Source organism: Mesorhizobium sp. M9A.F.Ca.ET.002.03.1.2 (genome assembly GCF_003952365.1).
In the GTDB taxonomy this organism is placed as follows: Bacteria; Pseudomonadota; Alphaproteobacteria; order Rhizobiales; family Rhizobiaceae; genus Mesorhizobium.
The window spans coordinates 5603627-5623962 of the sequence record NZ_CP034443.1 but is presented as its reverse complement, the minus strand read 5'-3'; the positions used below and the strand labels follow the sequence as shown (position 1 = coordinate 5623962).

Here is a 20336-nt window from a genome sequence, read left to right as displayed (position 1 = left end):
GTTTACCGAGCGGCAAGGGAGGAGATCGGGTCGGCGTTCGGCCACCTGAAAATGCGCGACGGGCAAGGCGGGAGGTGCCGGGCCTGACGCGCAAGACGCGTAAGAACAATCAAAAACTGCAACTGGGAGGAATATCGATGATCAAGTCACTCGTTGGCGGCATCGTTGCTGCCACTGCATTCGTCATGCTGAGCTCGTCGGCGCTCGCCGAGCCCGAAATCGTCACAGGCCCGTCCGCCGAGCCGGACTGCTTCGCCCCTTGGGCGGCCGATACGCAGTTCTTCAAATTCCCCAAGAAAGACGGTCCGTACCGCATCGCGCTCGCCAATGGCTACATCGCCAACACGTGGCGCATCCAGATGGTGCAGACGGCGAAGGCCTACGCGGCGCAGCCGGAGGTCGCGGCGAAACTGAAGGAGTTCAAGGTCGTCTCGACCGGCGAAGACGTGCCGGCGCAGATTTCGGCGATCAACAACTTCATCGATTCCGGCTATGACGCGATCGTCGTCAACGCGCAGAATCCGACGGCGTTCGGGCCGGTCATCAAGCGCGCCAAGGAAGCCGGCGTCGTGCTGGTCGCCTTCGACAACATTCTCGACACCAAGGACGCCATCAACGTCAATGTCGACCAGAAAGGCCTTGGCGAGTTGTGGGGCAACTGGCTGATCAAGCACGTGCCCAATGGCGGCAAGATCCTCGAAGTGCGCGGCGTTGCCGGCACGTCGGTCGACACCGATCGCCATAATGGCATCCACGAGGTTCTCGACGCTTCGGGCAAGAAGTGGGAGGTCACCGAAGTCGTCGGCAAATGGGATGACGGCGTTGCGCAAAAGGCTTCGGCAGACGCGATCGCCACCAACGGCCCCTTCGACGGCGTCACCGGGCAGGGCGGCGACACCGGCATCGTCCAGGCGATGATCGACGCCAAGCATCCGTTCGTGCCGTTCGGCGGCGAAACGGAGAATGGCTTCCGCAAATTCTGCGCCAAGTTTGCCGCGGACGGGTTGAAATGCTCGTCGGCCGGCACCGGCCCCGCCCAGGTGGCGGTCGCCGTCAAGACGGCGATCGCCGCGCTCGAAGGACAGGTCGTCCCGCAAGCCGTGAAGCTGCCGTTGGCGATCGTCGAGGATCCGAACTTCAAGGAAGGCGAGGACTATTTCCCCGACCAGTCCGACAATTTCTTCGTCGGCAACTCCTTCCCGACCTGCGGCATCAACTTCACCGCGCAGGAAATCATGGGCCAGAGCAAGGAAAACCAGTAGACTGATCGCTTGGCGCCGTGGGACATCCCGCGGCGCCGGTCCCGAAGAACGAGCGCCTTGGGAGGGGCCGATGGACGGTGCGGTTCCGCTCTTCCGCATGGAGGGCATATCCAAGCGCTATGGCGGTGTGCGGGCGCTGGAAAAGGCCGAGCTTTCGGTCACATCGGGCAGCATTCACGCCATTCTCGGTGAAAACGGCGCCGGCAAATCGACGCTGATCAAGGTCATGGCCGGCGTCGTCGCGCCCGACGAAGGCCGCATGATGCTGGACGGAAGCGAGGTGACCTTCGCTTCGCCGGCCGCCGCCAACCAGGCCGGCATCGTCTGCATCTTCCAGGAACTGTCGCTCGTCCCCGAACTCAGCGTCGCCGACAACATCGTCATTTCCGATCCGCCGAAGCGCTTCGGCATGATCGACCGCAAGGCGCAGCGACGCATCGCGGAAGATGCCCTGGCGCGCGCGGGGGCGGCCGACATTCATCCGCTTGCGCTGGTCAAGGATCTGCCTCTTTCAAGAAGGCAGATGGTCGAAATCGCCAAGGCTCTCGCCAGGAAGCCGCGCATCCTGATCCTCGACGAGGCGACGTCGGCGCTGACCGCGGCGGACGTCGCCAAGATTTTCGGCGTCTTGAAGCGGCTGCGCTCGGAAGGGCTGGCGCTGCTCTACATCTCGCATCGCATGAACGAAATCGCCGAGCTTGCCGACCAATGCACGGTGTTCCGCAACGGCCGCAATGTCGCCAGCTACGTGGCTGGCACGAAGAGCGACAATGAAGTCGTCGAGCTGATGATCGGCCGCGAATACAGCCACATCTTTCCGCCAAAGCCGGTGCGCGCGCCGGCCACCGCCGCTCCGGTGCTGGAGGCGCGCAAGCTTTCCTGGACCGACCGGCTGGACAATATCTCGCTCACAGTCGGCGCAGGCGAGGTCGTCGGCCTCGGCGGTCTCGACGGCCAGGGCCAGCGCGAATTGCTGCTCGCCTTCTTCGGCGTGCTGCGCGGCCTGTCCGGCCAGATATTGATCGACGGCAAGCCAATGGCGATCGCCAGCCCGGCCGCCGCGCGCGACGATCGGATCGGCATGGCGCTGATCCCGGAGGATCGCAAGACGGAAGGGTTGATGCTGCCGATGACGGTGCGCGAAAACCTCTCCTTCGCCGCGCTCGACCGGCTGTCCAAAGCCGGCATCATCGACCGTGCCGCCGAGCAGCGACTGATCGACGACATGGTCGGCCTGCTTGCGATCAAGACGGCCGGCCTCGACATTCCGGTCGGCGCGCTGTCCGGCGGCAACCAGCAGAAGGTCGTGATCGCCAAATGGCTGATGCGGCAGCCGCGCATCATCCTGCTCAACGATCCGACGCGCGGCATCGATGTCGGCACCAAGCAGGAACTGTATCAGCTGATGCGCAAGCTCGCCGATCAGGGTGCTGCGATCCTTTTCTACTCGACCGACTATGACGAGCTGATCGGCTGCTGCGACCGGGTGCTGGTGCTCTATGACGGGGCGGTCAAGCGCGAACTGGTCGGCGCCGAGATCACCGAGCGGGCGCTGATTGCCAGTGCGCTCAACATCCATGGCGAAGAGATGCCTGTTAGCGGCATGGCGAAGACGCCAGCCCGAGGCATGGCGAAGACGCCAGCCCGAGGAGCGGACGCGTGAAAGATTGGCGCTACTGGCTTGCCGAACAACGCGGAACGTTGCTGGCGTTCGGCATCTTCATCGTGATGTTTACGATCTACACCTCGAACCATCCGGCGGGCTTTACCGCCAATGTCGTGCAGACGGCCTCGAACAAGGGCGTGCTGCTCGCCTTCGTCGCCATGGCGCAGACGCTGGTGGTGATCACCGCCGGCATCGACCTATCCGTCGGCATGATCTTTCTGCTGACCAACTGCCTGGCCTCATGGCTGGTCATCGGTACCGGCATCGAGACCGCGTTCGGTGTGGTAGCGGTGCTTGGCACAGGACTGCTGTGCGGGGCGATCAACGGCGCCATCGTCATCTACGGACGGCTGCAGCCGATCGTCGCCACCATCGCCACGGGTGCGGTGTATTTCGGCATCGCGCTGCTTTTGAGACCGTTTCCGGGCGGTTCGGTCAACGAGGATCTTGCCGACGCGCTGACCGGGCGGCTGTTCGGCGTGGTGCCGGCGAGCCTGGTGGTGCTTTTGGCCGTCGTGCTCGTGGTCTGGGTGCCGTTCAGCCGGTCGGTGCTCGGCCGCGCGGCTTACGCTGCCGGATCGTCGGAGATCGCGGCCTATATGTCCGGCGTGCCGATCCGCCGTGGCAAGTTCGCCGCCTATGCGCTCGCCGGACTGCTCGCCGCGATCGGCGGGCTGTTCCTGACCTTCTTCACCTATACGGGCGAGGCGGCCTATGCCAGCGGCAACGCCTATACGCTGTTCTCGATCGCCGCCGTGGTGCTTGGCGGCGTCTCGCTGTTCGGCGGCAAGGGCAGCGCCCTCGGCGCGATCTTCGGCGCGCTCGCCTTTCGCACCATCGGCGACCTGCTTTTCGTCTTCGATTTCGATCCGCTCTGGCAGCCGCTGTTCCAGGGTATCATCCTGCTGATCGCGGTCAGCCTCGGCGCCTTCGCCCTGTTCAGGGTCCGCAACCGGCTGGAGTGGTTCCTGTGAGCGAAACGACGATAGGTGGCATCGCCCGCCGCATGCCGAAATTCATCCGCCGCGCCGATCCCGCGGTGTTGACGGCCTTTGCCTGCATCGTGCTACTGCTGTTTGTCGGCAGCCTCTATTCGCGCAGCTTCCTGTCGCCGGATTACCTGCTGCAGCAGCTCAAGGTGGCCTCGTTTCTCGGCGTCATCGCCACCGGCATGATGCTGGTCATCCTGCTTGGCCAGATCGACCTGTCGGTGCCCTGGTCGGTGGCGACGGGCGCCATGATGGCCTGTGCGGCCGCCGCCTACGGCCCGGTCGGCGTGGCGCTGGCGATCCCGTTCGGCATTTTCTGCGGTGTCGCGATCGGCGTCGTCAACGGCATTGGCGTCGCTTATCTGCGCATTCCCTCGATGATCATCACGCTCGCCACCAATGCCGTCGCGCAAGGGCTGATGGTGGTCTATACGGGCGGCTTCTCGCCGCAGGATTCGGCGACCCGGGCGATGCGCTATCTGGCGACCGGCTTTGCCATTCCGGGCGTGCCCAACGCGGTCGTCATCTGGGCGCTGATCGGTGCCGCGATGGTTTTCGTGCTGACCCGCACCGGCTTCGGCCGCACCGTCTACGGCATCGGCAACCGCGAGCGCGCCGCTTACCTCTCCGGCATCGATACGCGGCGTGTCGTAATGATCGCCTTCGCCGTCTCCGGCGGTCTTTCCGCCTTCGGCGGTGTGCTGCTGGCCGGCTATGCCTCCAAGGCGGCGCAGTCGATGGGCGACGCCTATCTCCTGCCGTCGATCGCCGCGGTGGTGCTTGGCGGCACCTCGATCCTCGGTGGGCGCGGCTCCTATCTGGGCACGGTCGCTGGCGTCATCCTGATCACGCTTCTGCAATCCATTCTTTCGGTCATGCAGATGCCGGAGGCGGGGCGGCAGATCATCTACGGCGTCGTCATCGTCGCCATGCTCCTGCTTTACGGCCGCGCGCCGGCCAGCCGCTGACCCGCGTCGTGGACGAAAAGGCAGCTCACGTGCAGCGGGATCCCGTTCGGTCCGCACCGGCCATCGTGGTCATGGGCGTCGCCGGTTGCGGCAAGTCGGCCGTCGGCGAAGCGCTGGCCACGAAGCTAGGCGCCATCTTCGTCGAGGGCGATAGGCTTCACCCGCCCGAGAACGTCGCGCGCATGGCAAGCGGCGAGCCGCTGACCGATGCCTTGCGCGAAGGCTGGCTCGACGCGATCGGCCGGCGCATTGCCGGATCGGTCGGCGATGGGCAAGGCGTCGTCGCTGCCTGCTCGGCGCTGAAGCGCAGCTACCGCGAGCGTCTGCGCGGTTTTTGCCAGGGCATCGTTTTCCTCTATCTGGACATCGATCCCGCGACGGCAAAGCGGCGTGTCGGCTCCCGCCAAGGCCATTTCATGCCGGCAAGCCTCGTCGACAGCCAGTTCGCCACGCTTGAAGCGCCGGCAGCCGACGAGAACGCGTTGACGTTCGATGCGACGCGCCCGATCGCCGACATCGTCGCCGATGCCGTGAGCCCGTTCGAGGCGCCTGACTAAATCTGCGACGTCAGCTCGACCGGAAAATCGTCGTTGTCGGCGTCGCGCATGGCGGCGAGGCTGCGATTGTCCAGCACCTCGGCGACCGCCTGGCGCACCTCCAGCATCATGTGCCGGACCTGGCATGTCGCCTCGTCGCAATCCTCGCAGCGCTGATATTGGGTGCGGCTGGCGCAAGGGATCGGCGCCAGCGGCCCGTCGAGGACACGCACGACATGGCCGATCTTGATCTCGGAAGCCGGTCGGGCGAGGCGATAGCCGCCTTCCTTGCCCTTGCGGCTCTGGACGAAGCCGGCATTGCGCAATTCGCCCAGAATGGCATCGAGGAATTTCTTCGGGATGTTGTTGGCGACCGCAATGTCGTTGACGAATGCGAGCTGGCCGACCGGCAGGCCGGACAGATGGACGAGGGCCTTGAGGCCGTATTTCCCTTTTTTGGTCAGCATGCCCGAGTCAACCCATGAAGCCCCAACCAACCGCGTCTGGCGGCTGTTTGTGTGCAAATCATGACGGTTTAGCCGTGCGATGCCGTTTCGCGCAGACAATCCGCCTGATGACATATTGCACGCAAACGCGTTGATTCTTCGTAACGTTTTGGAGGACAGGCGCCTGGAAAGCGGGAAATCACCTTTCCCGAGCGGAAAACGAAGAAAGCCGGCAAAAGCCGGCTTCCCATCGTGTTCGAAGATCGCTTGCTTCAGCGACTGCCATAGGTCTGGTCGAGCAATCCGCCCGCGGCGAAATGCTCGGCCTGGATCTTGGCCCAGCCACCAAAGACATCTTCCACCGTCAGCAGGCGGACATCGGGAAACTCAGCCTTGTATTTGGCGGCGACGGTCTGGTCGCGAACACGGTTGCCGTTCTCGGCAAGGATGTCTTGGCCCTGCGGCGTGTAGAGGAAGTCGAGATAGGTCTTGGCGAGGTCACCCGTGCCATGCTCGTCGGCGACCGTGTCGACGATCGCCACTGGAAACTCCGCCAGCAGGCTGACCGAGGGCGTCACCTGCTCGAACTTGTCCTCGCCATACTCCCTGCGGATGCCGCGCGTTTCCGACTCGAAGGTGATCAGCACGTCGCCGATCTCGCGCTGCACGAAGGTGGTGGTCGCGGCGCGTCCGCCGGTATCGAAGATCGGCACGTTGTTGAAGAGCTTGGTGACGAATTCCTTCACCTTGGCGTCGTCGCCCTTGAAGGCTTCCTTGGCATAGGCGGTGGCCGCCAGATAGGTGTAGCGCGCGTTGCCCGATGTCTTCGGGTTGGGGAAGATCACCTGCACGTCGTCGCGCACAAGATCGTTCCAATCCTTGATCTGCTTTGGATTGCCGGCGCGCACCAGGAAGGACGGCAGCGAATAGAAAGGCGAGGCGTTGTCGGGGAAATCCTTCTGCCAGTCGGCGGAGATAAGACCCTTCTTGACCAGGAAGTCGATATCGGTGACCTGGTTGAAGGTGACGACGTCGGCGCCGAGGCCCTCGGCGATGGCACGCGCCTGCGCCGACGTCCCGGCATGCGACTGATCTATGGTCACACCGGGGTGACCGGCGACGAAGGCCTTGTTGACCTGCGCAAACAGTTCGCGGCCGACATCGTAGGAAGCGTTCAGCAGTCTGTCGGCCGACCAGGCTTGGGAGGATGCGAGGAACAGGCCGGCCAGAGTGGCGACGCCGAGCAAAAATCGCTTCATGAAAACAGGCTCCATGCAATGCATTTATTACCGGAACATATCGGCGTCATATCGTGTGCGGCGAGGCACGTACAGCAGCTCTGTTGCCGCGTTGCGAGAAAAGACATCGCCGAAACAGCCGGTTGTTAGGATTTCGTTCCAGGCGGAATTTTCCTCGCGCCTGAGTTTTCCGGCGCCTTGCATCACGGAGCTGTATGGCATATACAAAAGGCATATACAAAGGGAGCCGCGACCATGCCCCAGCGCCGCCATTCAACCCCGCCACCGAAGGAGGCGAAGCTGTTCCGCAACAACCGCAGCCAGGCGGTGCGCATTCCCGTCGAGTTCGAGCTTCCCGGCGAAAAGGTCTTGATCAGCCGTGAAGGCGACCGCCTGGTCATCGAGCCGGTCCGCAAACCTGGCCTCACAGCGCTGCTCGCCCAATGGGCGAAAGAGCCGCCGCTCGGTCCTGAAGACGACTTCCCGGAGATCGACGATGCGCCTATCGAATCCGTGGAAATTTTTTGATGCGGTTCATGCTGGACACGAACATTATCAGCGACATGATCCGAAACCCGGCTGGCAAAGCAGCAAGTGCAATGGTGCGCGAGGGAGACGCCGCCGTGTGCACCAGCATCGTGGTCGCCTCGGAACTGCGATATGGCTGCGCCAGGAAGGGATCGGCCAAGCTGCTTAAGAAAGTCGAGGAGCTGCTGGCTGAGATCCCTGTTTTGCCGCTCGATGTGCCGGTAGATACCGAGTACGGCGCACTTCGCACCGAGCTGGAAGGCGCGGGCCAGACCATTGGCCACAATGACCTTTTTATTGCTGCCCACGCCTGCGCACTGGGCATTACGCTGGTGACGGCCAACACGGGAGAATTCAACCGGATCAAGGGCTTGAAGATCGAGAACTGGCTAGCATAGTAGCGCCCTGCGAGGATCAAGCAGCCGGAAAAAGCTTCCAGCGCCGCGGCCGGAACGCCACCCGGCTTTTCTGCGCCGCCGGATGGCCGACGGGCAGCTCGACCTCGACCCGCTGGCGCTCGCCGCCGATTTCGAGCTCCACCCGCCTGGTGCCGGCGACGCGGCGACTGGCGACGACCGTGCCGGCGATGCAGCCATTGCATTCGTCCACCAGTTCGACATCGTGCGGGCGGAAGAACAGCGTCGCTTCGCCCTGCGGCGCCTGCGGCGCGGACAGCCCGATCGGGCGGTCGGCGATCCAGACCTGGCCGTCCTCGACCTTGACAGGGATCGAGCTCGATTCGCCGATGAAGCCGTAGACGAAGGGCGAATTCGGCGTGTCGTAGATCTCATCGGCGGTGCCAACCTGCTCGATGGTGCCCTGGCTCATCACCACGACGCGATCGGCAAGCTCGAGCGCCTCTTCCTGGTCATGGGTGACGAAGACGGTGGTGTGGCCGGTGGCGTCATGGATGTCGCGCAGCCAGCGGCGCAGTTCACGGCGGACCTGGGCATCGAGCGCGCCGAACGGCTCGTCGAGCAAAAGCACGGCCGGTTCGATCGCCATGGCGCGGGCCAGCGCCACGCGTTGGCGCTGGCCGCCCGAAAGCTGCGCCGGATAGCGCTTTTCCAGGCCGGAAAGCTGGACGAGGTCGAGAAGCTCGGAGGCTCGGCGGCGGATTTCCTGCGCCGACGGACGTGTCGGCCCGTGCCGAACCTTGAGGCCAAAGCCGATATTGTCGGCGACCGTCATATGGCGAAACAGCGCATAATGCTGGAAGACGAAGCCGACATTGCGCTCCTGGATCGACTTTTGCGACGCGTCCTCCTCGCCGAAGAAGATCTTTCCTTTCGTTGGCCGCTCCAACCCGGCGATCAGCCTGAGCAACGTCGTCTTGCCGGAGCCGGAAGGTCCGAGCAACGCGATCAGTTCACCGGATTTAATGTCGAGCGAGACGTCTTGAAGCGCCGGAAACCGTTCAAACTCCTTGCGCACGTTGGCAACGCGAACTTCCATATACAGAACCTTCTAATGTCCGCGCGTCGCGGCGATCTCGGCGCCGTAGCGCATTTCGAGAATTGTTTTCAAGACCAGCGTCACCAGCGCCAGGCCTGCAAGCAGCGAAGCGACGGCGAAGGCGGCGGCGGCATTGTACTCGTTATAGAGGATTTCGACATGCAGCGGCATGGTGTTGGTCAGCCCGCGTATGTGTCCCGACACCACCGACACCGCGCCGAACTCGCCCATGGCGCGGGCATTGCACAGCAGCACGCCGTAGAGCAGCCCCCATTTGACGTTGGGCAGCGTCACGTACCAGAAGGCCTGCCAGCCATTGGCGCCGAGCGATAGCGCCGCCTCCTCGTCGCCATTGCCCTGCTCCTGCATCAAAGGGATCAGTTCGCGGGCGACGAAGGGGAAAGTGACGAAGATGGTGGCCAGCACGATGCCCGGCACGGCAAACAGGATGACGATGCCATGCGCCTTCAGCCAGGCGCCGAGCAGGCCCTGTGCGCCGAACAAAAGCACATAGACTAGGCCGGAAATAACCGGCGAGACCGAAAACGGCAGGTCGATGAGCGTGGTGAGAAAAGCCTTGCCCTTGAATTCGAACTTGGCGATCGCCCAGGCGGCCGAGATGCCGAAGACGACATTGAGCGGCACCGAGATCGCCGCCACCAGCAGCGTCAGGCGGATCGCCGAGCGCGAATCGGGGTTGACCAGCGCTTCGGTATAAGCCTCGATGCCCTTTGCGAAGGCTTCGTTGAAGACGATGATCAGCGGTAAGAGCAGGAAAATGCCGAGGAAGGTGAAGGTCACGATCATCAGCACGGCTCTTGCCGAGCGGCTTTCGGTCACCGCCGCCGACTGGCTTTCGTGATGTGGCGCGTAGGATTTGATCTCCGGATCAGCCATAGCGCTTGCGGCTCCACGTCTGCACCAGATTGATGACCAGCAGCATCACGAACGACAAAGCGAGCATGATTGCCGCGATCGCGGTCGCCGCCGCGTAATTGTATTCCTCCAGCCGGATGACGATCAGCAATGGTGCGATCTCGGATTTGTAGGGCAGGTTGCCGGCGATGAAGATGACGGAGCCGTATTCGCCGACGCCGCGCGCGAAAGCCAGCGCGAAGCCGGTGACGATGGCCGGCGCAAGGCCCGGAAGCAGGACACGGGCAATGGTCTGGAAGCGATTGGCGCCAAGCGTGGCGGCCACTTCCTCGACCTCCTTGTCGATCTCCTCCATGATCGGCTGGACGGTGCGCACGACGAAAGGCAGGCCGATAAAGATCAGCGCGATGACGATGCCGAGCGGCGTGTAGGCGACCTTGATGCCGAGCGGCGCCAGCAAACTGCCGAGCCAGCCATTCGGCGCGTAGAGCGTGGTCAGCGCAATGCCGGCCACGGCCGTCGGCAGGGCGAAGGGCAGGTCGACCATGGCATCGACGATGCGGCGGCCCGGAAAGTTGTAGCGAACCAGCACCCAGGCGACGATCGTGCCGAAGACGACATTGACGGCGGCGGCAACGAAGGCGGTGCCGAAGCTGATTTCAAGCGCATTGATGGTGCGCCGGTCGGTGGCGATCGCCCAGAAATCGGTCCAGCCGAGCGCGGCCGATCGCCAGATCAGCCCCGACAGGGGAATGAGAATGATGAGGGTGAGGTAGGCAAGTGAGAAGCCGAGCGTCAATCCGAAACCCGGAATGACGCTCGGCTGTCTGAACCGCCACCTCGCCTTGGCGGGTGCTGTGGTCATGTCGTCCTGATCTAGAGTCTAGCTTATCGGGTCTATTGGGCCGGCTTGTAGATCTGGTCGAATATACCACCGTCGCCGAAATGGTAAGGCTGTGCTTTCTTCCAACCGCCAAAAAGTGGATCGTCGATGGTAATCAGCTTGATCTCAGGCAGTTTGGCGAGGTCCTCCGCCGGCACCAGCTCGGGCTTCGACGGGCGATAGTGGTTCTTGGCGATCAGCGTCTGGCCTTCCTTGGAATAGAGGAAGCTCAGATAGGCTTCGGCGACTTTTCGCGTACCCTTGGCATCGACATTGGCGTCGACCACGGCGACCGGCGGCTCGGCCAGGATCGAGGTTGGCGGGTAGACGACGTCGAAATTGTCGGCGCCGAACTCGTCGAGCGCCAGATAGGCCTCGTTTTCCCAGGCCAATAGCACGTCGCCCAGGCCCTTTTGCGCGAAGGTCACGGTCGCGCCGCGCGCGCCGGTGTCGAGCACCGGAACATGGGCGTAGAGGTTGCCGACGAATTCCTTCGTCCTGGCCTCGTCGCCGCCATCCTTGGCGTTGGCATAGGCCCAGGCGGCGAGATAGTTCCAGCGCGCGCCGCCCGAGGTCTTGGGATTCGGCGTGATCACCTGGACGTCGTCCTTGACCAGATCGCCCCAGTCCTGGATGCCTTTCGGGTTGCCCTTGCGGACGAGGAAGATGATGGTCGAAGTGTAGGGCGCCGAATTGTTCTCGAACTTGGTCCGCCAGTCCGGATTGATCTTCTTCGATTTCGAGACGATGGCGTTGATGTCGCCTTCGAGCGCCAGCGTCACCACGTCGGCGTCGAGGCCGTCGATCACGGCGCGGGCCTGGGCGCCCGACCCGCCATGCGACTGCTGGATGGTCACCGTCTCACCGGTCTCGGCCTTCCAGTGGGCGACGAAGGCCTCGTCGAATTGCTTGTACAGTTCACGCGTTGGATCATAGGACACGTTGAGAATGGTGGTATCGGCAAACGCGAAACCGAGCGTTCCGAACTGGACCGATGCAGCGACCAGTGCGCCGAGCAATTTCCTGAAATGAGGATTGGTCATTTCCGCCTCCGTTGAACTCATTTCAATCTACCGAATTGGTAGAAATTAGATGCATTCGGTGTTGCTTTTTTTGTCCGTTTGAAGCAATTTTTCGCCGATCTTTGGCCTAATGAGGAAATTCTTTCCTCACAACGCCGCCATGCGGAATCCGGGCTCATGAAACGATCTATTTAGGGACAGGTCGCGCCCCGGCAATGGCTGGTCGGGGCGTGGTTGTGCTCGGTAATGGCTGGTTCATTCGGCGGTGATGGGAAAATCGAAGCGCTGCTATGGAAACGGAACGGCTCGTTTTACAGCGTGAAGTGCCGCCATTCGCGAGCATAGTTCCTGAAGCCGCCGGCAGGCGCAAAACGCAATGTGTTGAATCGCTTGGCGCAGTCTACTCAACGAACACTTTCACTCAACGAATACTTTCACGCTGGCCGCACGTCCGGCCGCATCGATCACGGTCAGGGTCGAATAGCCGGCGCCGTCAGGCTGCCAGGTCGCTGTGCGCCGCCGGTCGATGCCGGCCAGCGGCTTGCCGTTGGCCAGCCAGCGGAACGGCGCCCGGCCGCCTTGCAGCTTCAGCACCAGCGGTGAGGCCCCGGCGGAGGTGGTGCCGAGATCGACGCGGGCGCCATCGGGTGGAAAGATGATCGTCGGCGCGGGCTCGGTCGGCGTCGCCTGGACCAGCCCGTCGGCGCCGGCGCCGAAACGGGCGAGCGTCACCGGCAGATCATCGCGCCTCGGTCTAATGACGCCGGCCGGCTGGCCTGGCAGCGGCACGGCAGCCAGGCCGGAGCGGACAAAGCCCTCGAACAGGATGGGTGCGGCCGAGACATAGCCGGACAGGCCGGGCACCGCGCCGGCATCGGGACGGCCGACCCAGACGCCCAGCACGTAGCGCCCGTCGAAGCCGACCGACCAGGCATCGCGGTAGCCGTAGGAAGTGCCGGTCTTGTAGGCGATGCCGCGTTGCATGGCCCCTTCGGGCGGCTTCACCCCCGACAGGATGTCGGTGATCTGCCAGTTTGCCTGATCGTCCAGGATGGTGACGGTGGAGCGCCCGGCATTCGCCGGTTCGGTGCCGTCATGCAGCGTGTGCGCCTTGCCGCCATTGGCAAGCCCGGCATAGAGCTGGACGAGGTCGCGCAGCGTCACGCCGACGCCGCCAAGGCCGATGGCGAGACCTGGCGCCTTGTTCAGGGGCAGCACCGGCGTGACGCCGGCCTGCCGGAAGCGCGCGAGCAGCCGCGCCGGCCCGACCGCGTCGAGCACCCTGATCGCCGGCACATTGAGCGACAGTTGCAGCGCCTGGCGGATGCTGACGTCGCCCTGGTAGCCCATGTCGAAATTCTTCGGCCGGTAGCCCCCGAAATCCGTCGGGCTGTCGTCGATCAGCGTTTCCTGCGCGACCAGCCCTTGTTCGAAGGCGAGCCCGTAGATGAATGGTTTCAACGTCGAACCGGGCGAGCGGACGATCCTGGTCATGTCGATCCAGCCGGAGCGGCTGGCGTCGAAATAGTTGGCCGAGCCGACCTCGCCAAGGATGTCGCCGGTGCGGGCGTCGGCCATCACCATGGCGACGGACAGGCGAGGCCCGAGCCTGGTGGCGGCATCCCTGGCCACCTGTTCCAGCCCTTCCTGGACGCTTTTGCGGATCGTCAGCTGCAACGACTGTCCGGGGACGGCCCTGGGCAGTATCGCATAGGCGACATGGGCGGCGAGCGCCGGCAGCGTGCGGCGGATGCCGGAAACGTCGTCGAGCGCGGCGCGCGCGGCCTCGCGCTCGCCGAGCAGGCCTGCCGAAACCATGCGCGTCAGCACCCGGTCGCGGGCGGCGTGGGCGAGTGCGAGATTGCGGTCGGGCCGGCGTTTTTCCGGCAGTTGCGGCAAGGCGACGAGCAGGGCCGCCTCCGAGATCGTCAGCCGCTTCGGCTCCTTGCCGAAATAGGCGAGCGAAGCGGCGCGCACGCCTTCGAGATTGCCGCCATAAGGCGCCAGCGTCAAATAGCGTTCGAGGATCTCGCGCTTGGTGAGCCGCCGCTCGATCTGGATGGCGCGCAGCATCTGCTTGACCTTCGAGCCGAGGCTGCGGCTGTCGCGCGGTTCGGTCAGCCGGGCGAGCTGCATCGACAGCGTCGAGCCGCCGGAGACGATACGGCCATTGGTCGCGAACTGGCCGGCGGCCCGCGCCAGCGCCAGCGCGTCGACGCCTTCATGGTCCCAGAAGCGCTTGTCCTCGTAAGTCACCAGCATGTCGACGAGCAGCTTGTCGATCTGGTCGAGGCGGGTGGCGAGCCGCCAATAGCCGTCCGGCGTGGCGAAGGCGCGCAACAGCTGGCCGTCGCGGTCCTGCACTTCAGCCGACACGATGAGCTCGGCCGGCAGCGGCGGCGGAAAGGCGCGGTCGAGCTGCCAGAGGGCGGCGGCGGAGAGGGCGAGGAAGCCGGCGCAGGAAGCTGCTGTGATGGCTATGCGGCGTAAGACTTTTTTTGAGAGCATGGCGCTGCCCCCTCATTGCCCTGCCGGGCATTTCTCCCCGTATAGAGACGGGGAGAAAGGGGCTTGCGCGGCGGCTTTCGCCAATTTCCAACGTTGCAGAACAGGTGCTGACGATCGTGACAGCTCCCTTCTCCCCGTCACTATACGGGGAGAAGGTGCCGGCAGGCGGATGAGGGGCAGCGCAATCGCCATTTTTATGATCGCCATCGGCGCCTTACGGCGCCCTGACCTCCATCATGCCTGTCGCGGTGCGGGCCGAATATTGCGGCCGGTACATATCCTCTACCGTTGCCGCCGGATGGGCGTACGTGCCCGGCGTCACCGCGCGCACGACATAGGCGAGCGTGATGTTGCGGTCGCCGTCGCCATCGTTGGGATTGAAGGCCGCGACGAAACGGTCGTCGCGGAATTCGAGATGGGCGGCGTCGGTCTGGGCCAGCCAGGAGAAGTTCGACAACTGGGCGCTGGAAACCAGGCCCGGATTGTCGATCTCGAAGCCGGCCGGCAGCAGATCGGTGATCACGAGCCGCGAAGGCCAGTTGTTCTGCTCGTAGATCTTGAGCACGACGACATAGCGTTCGTTCTGGGTCGCCTCCGTGACATTGGCTTCGGTGCCGTCGAGCTTGTAGTAGGTGCGGCCGATGGTGAAGCCGTTGCCGCTGGCCGGCAGAGGCTGGATCGGCGAGGCCACCGTGGTGACCACCGCCTGCAGCGGGTTGCTGCCGGTGTTGGCGACGGTCAGCGGACTGTCGGCCAGGTCGCTGCCGGCGATCTGGTCCGAATAGGCGCCGGCATGCGGCGCGCCATTGATGGTCAGCGCGATTGCATCATTGCCGGCCTTCAGCGCGCGGGCCGCCAGCAGCATCCAGGACTCGTCCTGCGTGCTGGTCCATCGGACGGCGGCGCGTTCCTTTGTCACCAGCTTGATCAGCGCCGGCACGATCGTCGGCACCGGCTTCGATTCCGCGGCAAGCGCCAGCATCGCCGCGCCGTCACGCAGCGGCGAGCCATAGTCCGACCGGTAGTAGTCGTATGCGGAGGTCGACAGGGCCAGCTGCAGCGCCGCCTGGAAGGTGGCTTCCGAGCGTTGCGTGTCGCCGTAAAGCGCCAGGCCCGCCGCCAACTGGGCGACGGCCATCGGGCTCGTGAAGGCCTCGAGCTGGGTGTCGGCATAATAGCGCAGATCGCCGATCGAGGCCTTCTTGTTGCGGGCCAGCACATAGAGCGCATAGGCGATCTCGCTGCCGCGGTCCTGAACGTCCTGATCGTAGCCGATCGAGTTCTGCAGATTGCTCAGCGCCTGGTTCATGGCCAGCGCCGGCACGTCGTATTTCTGCTCGCGCGCCCGGGTCAGGAAATCGGTGACATAGGCGTCGAGCCACAGGTCGCCGGAGCCCGGACCCCACAGGCCGAAGCTGCCGGCCGAGGCCTGATAGCTCAGCACCTTGTAGATGGCGTCCTGGATCCGGCCGTGCAGGTCGGGGTCGCTGGCCATGCCGACGCCCGACGCCATGTCGTTGACATAGAGAAGCGGCATGGCGCGGCTGGTGGTCTGCTCGGCGCAGCCATAGGGGTAGCGGTCGAGCGTCATCAGGAGCGACGGCACGTCGAAGGCCGCCGCCTGTGAAACGCCGACGCTGACCGAAGCGCCGTCGAGCAGGCTTGCCGCCAGCAGCTCCTTGTCGACGCGCAGCGATCCGCCATTGCCCTTGAGGTCGACGACCATGCGGGTGGTCACCGGCAGTTGCGCCGGGCGTACCGGAACATAGAGCGTCTGCTCGACAGCGGTGCCGTCGGCATGAGCGAGCTTGATGGTGATCGAGGCGTTGCCCGGCGTCGCGGCCATCAGCGGCACGGTCAGTGTCTGCCGCTTGCCCTTGGCGAGCGTCAGCTTTTCGGGCAGGGCGGCACTGCCGGCCGAGAGATCGCCGGTGGTGTCTATCGACAATGCATAGTCGCCGTCCGGACCGTCCGCGTCGGTGACGTCGAGCCGCATGACGGCCGAATCGCCGGGCGCCAGGAAGCGCGGCAGGCCGGAGGTGATCACCACCGGATCGCGCACGATCACGTCAGTCTGGGCATGGCCGACCGCGTCCCTGGTCCAGGCGACGGCCATCACGCGCACGGTGCCGTTGAACTGCGGGATGTCGAAGTCGATCCGCGCCTTGCCGTCGGCGTCGAGCTGGACCGGGCCGGAGAAGAAGGCGACCAGCTTTTCGGTCGGCGGGTTGCCTTGCGACTGCATGTTGGCGCCGTCGCCGCCGGTGCGCAGCTTGCCTGATGTGCCCAGCGAACCGTCGATCAGGCGGCCGTAGAGGTCGCGCACTTCAAGGCCGAGCATGCGCTGGCCGAAGAACCAGGTCTCCGGATCCGGCACCTTGTAGTTGGTCAGGTTGAGGATGCCGACATCGACGGCCGCGACCATGACATAGGCGTTGGCGCCCGGCTGCACGCCGGCCACCGAAACCGGGATCGACAGCTGCTGGCGCGGCATGGCCTTGTCCGGCGGCGTCAAGGCGACGGCGAGCTTCTTGGAGCCCGGATCGACCTTCAGCCATTTGACGCCGATGGCCCGCGCCGGCATGCGCGTTTCCTGCGCATCGCCCGGCCTGAACAGCGTTGCCGTGACATAGGCGCCTGCGCCCCAGTCGTCCGCGACCGGGATGTCGATGGTGCTGCCGCCGGCCGGCACGCTGACGGTGACCGTCTTCAAGAGCTTGTCGGCGCCGATGGTGACGAGCAGCTCGCCGGCGAAATGCGGCGACACTTTGAGCTTGGCCACTTCGCCTGCCGCATAGGTGTCCTTGTCGAGGGCGATCTCGAGGCCGTCAGGCGTTTCGGTGGTGGTGGAGCTGACATACCAGCCGGCGTCGAACTCGTAGCTGGTTGCCGGCCCTTCCGGATCCGATGTCTCGATCTCGAGCCGGTAGCGGCCCCAGTCCACCGGCAGCGAGACGGTGGCTTCGCCGTCGGCGGTCATGTCGACCTGTCCGTTGGCCACCGACTTGGTGAAGGTGACCGGCTCATAGTTCCAGGAATTGCTCGAACGGTACCATTGGTAATTGCGTTCGACCTTGACCAGCGACCATTGTGCGCCTTGCAGCGCCTCGCGCTTGCCGTCGGGGTCGACCGCGATCAGGCTGAACTTCGCCGTGCCGCCTTGCGGCACCTCATCGCCGTCGAAATCCGGACGGATGCCGATCATGTGGCCCTGCGGCCGGATGCCGATGTTGAGCGAGCGCTCGACGGCGCGGCCGCCGGTCTCGCGCATCCTGATTGCAACCTTGGCATCGACGAGCTTGGTGGTCGAGGGCAACTGGTCGACGGAAACCGGGAAGGTCGCCTTGCCGTCCTCGCCGACCGCCGGCAGATCGGTGAATGGCGTGACTGACGGTTCCGCCGACTGCTCGTCGGCGAGGCCGAAGGAATAGCCCTTGAAACGGTCCCAGTCGCGGGTGGTCGACAGCGTCAGCTCGCCTTCGAGCGCCAGCCCAGCGGCCGGCGCGCCATAAAGGAAGCGGCCGTCGACGGTGACATTGGCGGTTTCGCCCTGCGCGATCTCCTGCTTGTCGGAGGCGAGGTCGAACTCGATGCGATCCGGCACGAAATCCTCGACCAGGAACATCTGGCTGGCGACCGCCGCCTGCTTGGGGTCGGTGTGGATCGCCACCGTCCAGGTGCCGCGCATGGCGTTGGGTTCGAGCGGCAGGTCGACGGCATGGCCGCCGGCCGATGCGCCGTCGCTGACGATGCGGCGGTTCTCGACGCCGTCGGGGCGCGTGAAGATGAAGGTCAGCGGCAGGTTCTCGACCGCCTTGGCGGCGCCATCGCGGGCAAGTGCTGCGACATGGACGTCCTCGGAGGCGCGGTAGATGCCGCGTTCGGTCCAGGCATAGACGTCGAGCGCGCCCGGCGCCGGACGCCCGGTGACGCCGCGATCGGAAAGGTCGAAGCCGGCGCGGCCCATGTCAAGGAAGACGAAGTCGCTGTCGCCCTGCTTGGCTGTCAGCACGGCCGGCACCATGCCGCCTTCGCCGCGCGTCAGGCCGGGGTTGAAGACGGCTCGGCCTTCCGCGTCCGATGTCGCGGTGCCGAGGATTTCGTTGTTCCTGGCGAGCAGCGTCAGTTCGGCACCGGCGATCGGCTTGGCGGTTCCGAGCGAACGGGCAAAGACGTTCAATCCATCCTGTCCGGTATAGGTCGACAGGCCGATGTCGGAGACGACGAACCATTGCGTGGCGCGCGAATCATAGTCTTCGTCGTCGTCGCCATTCTCGTCGACCGGTTGTGCGGTCAGCACATAGACGCCGGGCTTGCGCTGCGGCAGGGCTTCGTCGACCGGGAAGGACGTCGTGACCTCCTTGTTCAGGTCGTCGGCGATGTCGAGCTGGCCTTGCCAGACCGGCTCGCCCATCTGATCGGTAATGTTGGAGATGTCGTAGCCGTCAAGCTGGCGCAGGAACTGGTAGCCGGACAGAAGCTGGGTCAGCGAGCGGTCGCCGATGCGGTAGAGCTTCATTTCGGCGGCGTTCATGTTGACGGTGACGACCGGGATACCGCGGCGCGCGCCGGCAGGCAGCACGAAGCTGTCGCCGGTGAAACGGGCGGACGGGGCGCGGTCCTGCACATAGATCGACAGCACTACCGGGGCGGTGATCACCTCGCCGATGGCGGCCGGCAGGCCGGAGCGGAAGGTCACGTCGTAATGCTGGCCGTGCTCGAGCCCTTCGACGCAGATCTGCTTGTCCTTGGCCTCGACGCCCTTGGGGGCGGCGTTGTCGACGGTGACGAATTGCGAATAGTCGACGCCGGTCTTGACCAGATCCTCGGAAAACTGCGCGCAGATGCGCGGCGCGCTGGTGTCGGCTTCGACCGTGTGCTCGACGACGCGGAAGCCCTTGCGCGCCTTCAAATCCTCATAGTCGGCCTTGACCGCCGGCGAGTTGACCAGCGCGAGGCTCGCTTCGTAAGCCTGCAGGGCGGGCCGGGAGAGGTCGCGGCGATCGAGCGCGGCGGCGAGCAGCGCCAGCACGTCGGCGCGCGTCTTGGTGGTGCGCAGCAACTTGTAGGCGTTGAAGCCGGCGGAGGTGGCGTTTGCCGGCAGGGTCGAGGCCTCGGCGCTGTTGGCGGTCGGCTGCACGGCGAGCGTTTCCCGCGCCAGTTCGAACCAGAGCGGGCCGTCGTCGGGCAATACGGAAACCAAGGCCTCGTATTTCTGCATGGCCGAGCGGTGGTCGCCGGTCTGCGACGCCTGTTCGGCCGCCTCCCGCAGCGCCGCCAGCCCTTCGGCGGGCTTGGTGTAGGCCGGGCCCGTGAGCCTGTTGCGGTATTGCTGGGCCTGGTCGGCCATCCAGGCGGGGAAGAAGGCGAGGTCCGGCGGCGCGCCGATATCGGGGTCGCCATCGATGTTGACGACCTTGCCGGCGACAGCGCCGTTGAAGGGTTTCAGCGCATTATAGTCGGATTTGAGAAAACACCATTTGGCTTTGGGGTTGTAGGTGAAGGCGCGGCAGGCAGGATCGCCGAGGCATGCCGTCTTGCACTGGTCGAGGCTGACATTCTGGTCGGATCTGAGATCGAAACCGAAATAATCGGAATTGTCCGATGTCACCACCCGGCGCGCTTCGGCCGCTTGTGCGACACTGCTGCCCCAGGCGAAAAAGAGAAGAATCAGAATCGACAGACCACGAGCCGCGCGCATTGCCATAACACCCCTCCAGACACTGCTTACGTTGCGTCCACACATGTTCAAGCTTCAGTCAGGCTTGTCAACACAAGGACGCGGCAGGTTCCGCCTGCCAACGGTTTCCTTTCCGGCCGATGACCGGTAGTACCTCCATAGGACAGGGATCACGCTTTCTTGCGACGATGCAGAAGGTGTGAATTCCAAGCCCTGTCCATTTCAGACAATTGGATTGTGGCTCCTTTACGAGCAATTCAGAAGTTCATTCCAATTTTA

General features: G+C 64.4%; 15 protein-coding genes. 7 read left to right on the top strand and 8 right to left on the bottom strand.

What is annotated here, in order from left to right:
• Positions 1-137 precede the first annotated feature (137 nt).
• From EJ066_RS27210 to EJ066_RS27190, 5 genes are all read left to right on the top strand, one after another.
• Complete coding sequence (locus EJ066_RS27210) at positions 138-1262, top strand: sugar ABC transporter substrate-binding protein (protein WP_126043017.1); 1125 nt, start codon at positions 138-140, stop codon at positions 1260-1262.
• Between the two features lie 70 nt (positions 1263-1332).
• Positions 1333-2925, top strand: coding sequence for a sugar ABC transporter ATP-binding protein (locus tag EJ066_RS27205; RefSeq protein WP_245454985.1), 1593 nt, complete (start codon positions 1333-1335; stop codon positions 2923-2925).
• A complete protein-coding gene (locus EJ066_RS27200) occupies positions 2922-3902 on the top strand; it encodes an ABC transporter permease (RefSeq protein WP_126043016.1) in 981 nt (326 codons plus the stop codon). The genes EJ066_RS27205 and EJ066_RS27200 overlap by 4 nt, the downstream gene beginning before the upstream one ends.
• A complete protein-coding gene (locus EJ066_RS27195; protein WP_126043015.1) occupies positions 3899-4885 on the top strand; it encodes an ABC transporter permease in 987 nt (328 codons plus the stop codon). The genes EJ066_RS27200 and EJ066_RS27195 overlap by 4 nt, the downstream gene beginning before the upstream one ends.
• Before the next feature lie 71 nt (positions 4886-4956).
• A complete protein-coding gene (locus EJ066_RS27190) occupies positions 4957-5442 on the top strand; it encodes a gluconokinase (protein ID WP_126044064.1) in 486 nt (161 codons plus the stop codon).
• Here EJ066_RS27190 and EJ066_RS27185 read toward each other — a convergent pair.
• Together EJ066_RS27185 and EJ066_RS27180 are read right to left on the bottom strand one after the other, a co-directional pair.
• Positions 5439-5888, bottom strand: a complete 450-nt coding sequence (locus tag EJ066_RS27185; RefSeq protein WP_126043014.1) for an Rrf2 family transcriptional regulator — start codon at positions 5886-5888, stop codon at positions 5439-5441. The two genes, EJ066_RS27190 and EJ066_RS27185, sit on opposite strands and share 4 nt — an antisense overlap.
• A 251-nt stretch (positions 5889-6139) precedes the next feature.
• Complete coding sequence (locus EJ066_RS27180) at positions 6140-7126, bottom strand: sulfate ABC transporter substrate-binding protein (RefSeq protein WP_126043013.1); 987 nt, start codon at positions 7124-7126, stop codon at positions 6140-6142.
• Positions 7127-7360: 234 nt separating this feature from the next.
• Between EJ066_RS27180 and EJ066_RS27175 the strand changes: the two genes are divergently transcribed.
• Both EJ066_RS27175 and EJ066_RS27170 read left to right on the top strand, forming a co-directional pair.
• Positions 7361-7633, top strand: coding sequence for an antitoxin (locus EJ066_RS27175; protein WP_126043012.1), 273 nt, complete (start codon positions 7361-7363; stop codon positions 7631-7633).
• A complete protein-coding gene (locus EJ066_RS27170; RefSeq protein ID WP_189644374.1) occupies positions 7630-8031 on the top strand; it encodes a type II toxin-antitoxin system VapC family toxin in 402 nt (133 codons plus the stop codon). The genes EJ066_RS27175 and EJ066_RS27170 overlap by 4 nt, the downstream gene beginning before the upstream one ends.
• 16 nt (positions 8032-8047) lie before the next feature.
• On the opposite strand, the gene EJ066_RS27165 is transcribed toward EJ066_RS27170, so the two are convergent.
• From EJ066_RS27165 to EJ066_RS27130, 6 genes are all read right to left on the bottom strand, one after another.
• A complete protein-coding gene (locus EJ066_RS27165; protein WP_126043010.1) occupies positions 8048-9088 on the bottom strand; it encodes a sulfate/molybdate ABC transporter ATP-binding protein in 1041 nt (346 codons plus the stop codon).
• A gap of 12 nt (positions 9089-9100) precedes the next feature.
• Positions 9101-9985: a sulfate ABC transporter permease subunit CysW gene (cysW, locus tag EJ066_RS27160; RefSeq protein ID WP_126043009.1), complete on the bottom strand. Its 885-nt coding sequence runs from the start codon at positions 9983-9985 to the stop codon at positions 9101-9103.
• A complete protein-coding gene (gene cysT / locus EJ066_RS27155; protein WP_126043008.1) occupies positions 9978-10829 on the bottom strand; it encodes a sulfate ABC transporter permease subunit CysT in 852 nt (283 codons plus the stop codon). Before cysT ends, cysW begins: the two co-directional genes overlap by 8 nt.
• Positions 10830-10861: 32 nt before the next feature.
• Entirely contained in the window at positions 10862-11890 is a 1029-nt protein-coding gene (locus tag EJ066_RS27150; RefSeq protein WP_126043007.1) for a sulfate ABC transporter substrate-binding protein, read from the bottom strand.
• 396 nt (positions 11891-12286) lie between these two features.
• Positions 12287-14377, bottom strand: a complete 2091-nt coding sequence (gene pbpC, locus EJ066_RS27140) for a penicillin-binding protein 1C (protein WP_126043006.1) — start codon at positions 14375-14377, stop codon at positions 12287-12289.
• A gap of 214 nt (positions 14378-14591) precedes the next feature.
• Complete coding sequence (locus tag EJ066_RS27130; protein ID WP_126043005.1) at positions 14592-20084, bottom strand: alpha-2-macroglobulin family protein; 5493 nt, start codon at positions 20082-20084, stop codon at positions 14592-14594.
• Positions 20085-20336: the final 252 nt, after the last annotated feature.